Origin of the sequence: Succinimonas sp. (genome assembly GCF_045225735.1) — a bacterium.
GTDB lineage: Bacteria > Pseudomonadota > Gammaproteobacteria > Enterobacterales > Succinivibrionaceae > Succinimonas.
This window is the reverse complement of the sequence record NZ_JBGVBR010000047.1, coordinates 1-4,234: the sequence shown is the minus strand read 5'-3', so window position 1 is coordinate 4,234 and position 4,234 is coordinate 1. Positions and strand designations below refer to the sequence as shown.

Sequence of the window (4,234 nt, the reverse complement as noted above, 5' to 3'; positions counted from 1 at the left end):
GAATAGCAGACTTTGCCTTCCATTTATTGCCGGGATCTCATGTTTTTGCAATTTGTAAAATATTGTCGGAGACGGACAAACTTTGTCATAATTTCAATGGCGGGAAATGCCTGAGAGGTGTCCGCTGTTTTCCGTTCCCGCTCCCATGCTATGTCCTGCCTCAGATCCTGTCATGCCTGGGCAGCATTCAAACAGCCCCGGCCGGCTGGTAAAATCATTCCTTACCTTGCTCTCTCATTACTCCAGTCCCTTTCATCCCTTCCCTTCAATGTCGGCCATCTTTTCCATCCCGCCTTTTGCAAAAACCGCAGGGCCGGAGAACGAAAGCAAGAAGGAGAGAAGAGTTCAGGTACCCGCCTTAACCGTCGCCTTCCTCAAAACAGAAAACCCCGCAGCATGCGGGGTTCTTTCAGATCTGCGGCGGTATTGCCGTCCTTTCTTAAGCCGGGTAATCAGCCGCCGATCTTGTCAATGGCTCCCTTAATGGCGAAGCGCTTTTTCATGGCGGTTACGTCAGCGTAAATGAAGAACGCCAGACATACCAGGCAGAAAACGCCGTACAGCATGCCTATAATATAGCCGGCATTATCGGGGAGCATCCAGCTCAGAACGCCAATGCCAATGCCCCCGAAAATCATCCCCAGAAAAAGATTCCATTTCAGCTTGTGGAGCTTGTAAACAGTTTCGGCTTCCAGACTGGCAGCGTTATCCCCGGCGGCTTCCAGAAGCTTCCAGGCCCGGAAGGCCAGCTTGTAGACCTTGGGAATGGTCAAAAAGAAAAGCGGCAAAAAAAAGTATGAAACGATGTGAAGAAAGAGAGAGGTATTCATCCCGGAGGAGATCTCCTGAGCTTCCTTGATGTTCTGAGCCGGGAGATTCTGTTTAACAGTATCAGTCATGTTGTATATTCTCTGAGTATTAGTCTAAGTATGAGAGGCAGAGCCGCAATATGCGGTTTGGCCCGAAAGCGCCCGCTTTCGGGCTGTCCTGTTGCGGGGGATCTTACCACAATTCCGGACAGGGGGACGAGATTCCCGCCGGCGGGGAGATGTTTTTCGGGAGGATGGCAGGTTTTTCAGGAGGCGGAGATGTTTTCGCAGGTATAATGAAAGGGCTCTCTTCACTCTCCCGGTTCCGGGGCCGCGGCCCTTTTCTGCGGCTCCTTTACCGGATCTCCTTCCGGACACATGACACGGAGGCAAAAATGACCCTGAGACGTTTTTTAAGCAGCTGGTCTCTCCCGCTGGCAATTCTGGCGGGCATTCTGGCATACGTGACGGTTTATGAGCTTTATCGGGAGCTTCCGGAACAAATGCTTTCAATTTTGCCCTCCCGAAAAACCGTGCTGAACCTCGTGGCCGTGGCGCAGCCGTTTTTTCTGTTCGTCATGCTCTTCATCAGCTTTGCCAAGATCCGCTTTACGGAGCTCCGGCCCGCTTTGTGGGCTCTTCCGCTGCTATTGCTGCAGGGCGGCATCTTTGCGGGGCTGGGGTGGCTCTTGTATCTTTTTCCGGATCTGGAATGCCGCTTTCTTGCGGAAGCCGCCATGCTGGCCTTTATCTGTCCCACGGCCACGGCGGCTGCCGTTATTGTCCGGAAGCTTGCGGGATCCGTGGAGCATATCATGGCCTACACCATTATGGCCAATCTCCTTTCCGCCGTTCTGATCCCGGCGGTGGTGCCCTTTGCTCACCCCTTGCCGGGGTTTTCCTTCGGAGCGGCCTTCGGCGTCATTATGATCAAGGTAATGCCGCTGCTGATGGGGCCGGTGCTGGCGGTGGGGCTGTGCCGCCTCGTTTGTCCCGGATTTCTGAACTGGATTACCAGAATACCGGATCTGGCCTTTTATTTCTGGCTGGTGTCCCTGCCCCTGGCTATGGCGGTTTCGGTGCGGTACCTGATGCATTCTCCTCTGGGAACGGGAGCGATCCTGGAAATAGCCGCGGTTTCCCTGGCGGCCTGTCTCCTGCAGTTTGCCCTGGGGCGGTTCTTTGGCCGGATCTGCGGATCCTCAGGGGATGCGGTGACCGCCGGCCAGGCTCTGGGCCAGAAAAGCACCGTCTTTATGATCTGGACAGGCTACACCTTCTTTACCCCGGTTACTGCCATCACCGGCGGCTTCTACAGTATCTGGCATAACTCCATAAATTCCTGGCAGCTTTACCGGAAGTCGCAGGAGGAAGCAGGATCCGGGAGCGCAGCGTCTTCCCAAGACAAGCCTCGCAAAAACGGTTAGTCAGGATCATTTCATTTGCGGAAAGGGGACGCCGGATTGAGGCTCTGTCAGGATGCAGGGCAGCCTGAGGAGTATTTCCTTTCGCTCCGGCATAAAAACTCCCCGCTTTTCCGGAAGACCGTTTCTGTCGGCCTTTGTCCGAAAAAGCGGGGAGCCTTGATCCCAAAAGGGCGGTTATCAGATCTTGCTTAATGCCTGATCCAGATCCTGAATGATATCATCCGCATCCTCAATGCCGATGGAGACTCTGATGGTGTTGGGCTTGATGCCGTGCTTCAGAAGCTCCTCGCCGGAAAGCTGGGCGTGAGTGGTGGTGGCCGGATGAATGGCCAGAGACTTGGCATCTCCCACATTGGCCAGGAGGGAGAACAGCTTCAGGTTATCAATAACAGTCTGCGCTTCCTTAATGCCGCCCTTGATCTCAAAGGTGAAGATGGAGCCGGCTCCTTCCGGATAGTACTTCTTGTAGATGGTCTGCTGCTCCTGATCCCTGGTTACGGAGGGATGGTTTACGTTTTCCACCTTGGGGTGACTCTGCAGGAATGCCGCCACCTTAAGAGCGTTTTCGGTATGCTTCCGGAGACGCAGGGACAGGGTTTCCAGGCCCAGAATAAACAGGAAGGCGTGGAAGGGGGACAGACAGGAACCGGTATCACGGAGGATAATGGCTCTTATCATGTTCACGAAGGCGGCCGGGCCGCAGGCATCGGCAAATACCACGTTGTTGTAGGAGGCATTGGGCTCGGTCAGGGCCGGGAATTTGCCGGAGGCCTTCCAGTCGAACTTGCCGCTGTCGGTGATTACGCCGCCGAGACCGGTGCCGTGGCCGCTGATAAACTTGGTGGCAGAGTGCACCACAATGTCAGCGCCGTGCTCAATGGGACGGATCACCGAAGGCGGGGTGAAGGTGGCATCGATGATCAGAGGAATGCCGTGGCGGTGGGCGATGTCGGCCAGCTTTTCAATATCCACGGGATCGCAGTTGGGATTTCCCAGAGTTTCCGCATAAAGAGCCCTGGTGTTATCATCGATGGCCTTTTCGAAACCCTCGTAGTCATTAGGCTCCACAAAGGTGGTGGTAATGCCGTAATTGGGCAGGGTGTCGTGGAACAGTTCAAAGGTGCCGCCGTAGAGATTCTGCGCTGCCACAATGTTCTGTCCGGCATGGGCCAGAGCAATTACGGCATAGTTTACCGCGGCAAGTCCGGAGCTGGTGGCCAGAGCGGCAACGCCGCCTTCCAGAGCGGCCATTCTCTTTTCAAAAACCTCTACCGTGGGATTGGTGAGGCGGCTGTAGATATTGCCGGGATCGCTGAGATTGAAGCGGTTAGTGGCCTGCTCCGCATTATTGAATACGTAAGAGGAGGTCAGGTAGATAGGCACGGACCGGGCTCCGGTGGCAGGATCGGCCTGCTCCTGTCCGGCATGTACCTGAAGGGTGTCAAATTTGTATGTCATTGTAAGATGTCCTTAAAAATCGGTGCTCTGATTTTACTCCAAATTCAGGAGCAATATCCGTTCAGCTGTCAAAAAGAGGAGATGCTTTGGAAAATGTTATCCTGCGGACGCTGTCTGAGTGTTCCGGAAACCGGTGACAACGGAGACTCATGCTGAAACAGCAGGAGCAGGGCTGTATGGAAGCTTTTCAGAAAGCATGCTCGGAAAAACAGATCTGCCGCGCCTTTTGAGGCCGGGGAACTTTGTTCGGGGAAGATTGCAGTTAAAATGAACCTGAAACGGCGACTGTTATCTGTGACCGGTTCCGGAACAGGAACGGAGAGTATCAGGTTCGTAATTTACGCGTTTTCTGCGCCAGCCTGACAGAAATGCAATTACTGTGATGAGGTGATTATGCCGCGCAAAGAGGATCCGAACACCCGCTACCGGGTGTACATACATACCGACAGGAAGTACAGATATGCTGCCGTCCAGGTTAAACGGATCGATGAATCCGGCAAAGTCCGTTACAAAGTTCATCATCTGGGAACGGTAGACGAG

General features: G+C 54.1%; 3 protein-coding genes. 1 reads left to right on the top strand and 2 read right to left on the bottom strand.

Annotated features, from left to right (window positions below; translation table 11 throughout):
* Positions 1-452: 452 nt before the first annotated feature.
* The gene (locus ACJROR_RS01735) at positions 453-899 is read right to left on the bottom strand and encodes a hypothetical protein (RefSeq protein ID WP_406545593.1); all 447 of its coding nucleotides are present in this window, start codon (positions 897-899) and stop codon (positions 453-455) included.
* A gap of 305 nt (positions 900-1,204) precedes the next feature.
* On the opposite strand from ACJROR_RS01735, the gene ACJROR_RS01730 reads away from it, so the two are divergent.
* A complete protein-coding gene (locus tag ACJROR_RS01730; protein WP_406545592.1) occupies positions 1,205-2,236 on the top strand; it encodes a sodium-dependent transporter in 1,032 nt (343 codons plus the stop codon).
* Positions 2,237-2,413: 177 nt separating this feature from the next.
* On the opposite strand, the gene ACJROR_RS01725 is transcribed toward ACJROR_RS01730, so the two are convergent.
* Positions 2,414-3,694, bottom strand: coding sequence for an O-acetylhomoserine aminocarboxypropyltransferase/cysteine synthase family protein (locus ACJROR_RS01725; protein ID WP_406545591.1), 1,281 nt, complete (start codon positions 3,692-3,694; stop codon positions 2,414-2,416).
* Positions 3,695-4,234 lie beyond the last annotated feature (540 nt).